The 375-nt window shown below is 80.3% G+C and carries 1 pseudogene; it reads left to right on the top strand.

Going from position 1 to position 375, the window contains the following annotated elements:
• Positions 1–270 (top strand): annotated as a pseudogene (locus ACLBXP_RS25320) (SDR family oxidoreductase); the annotation flags it as partial.
• Positions 271–375 lie beyond the last annotated feature (105 nt).

The raw sequence follows: 375 nt of genomic DNA, 5'->3' as shown, positions 1-375 counted from the left end.
GCCCTCCAGGCGCCGGCGCCCCGGACCTTCGACCGCCTCAGCCGGGGGGCCGTGCAGCAGCAGCAGCGGGGCGAGCTGCCCCGCAACCCGGGCGGGTCCCTGGGCGAGCCGGGCGACGGGGAGGGACATGCCGGCGGCGGTCATCCGGGCTACGTCCGCCGGCGCAGCACCTACACGCGCGCCCCGATCCACCCGGCGGCGACGGGCCTCCTCGTGACGGCGGGCGTCGCAGCGGCGGCCGCGCTGATGCGCGGCACGGGCCGGCGCTGAGGGCGGCCGTGGCGGCCCCGATTCACCGCTCAGGCCGCCACGCTGCCGGGGCGCGTGGCGCGCAGGGTCTGGTACTGCGCGAGCATGCCCGCCACCATCGCCGGC

It is taken from the genome of Methylobacterium sp. A54F (assembly GCF_053346035.1).
Note: the sequence above shows the minus strand (reverse complement) of the source record. Positions and strands in the feature narration are given on the sequence as shown.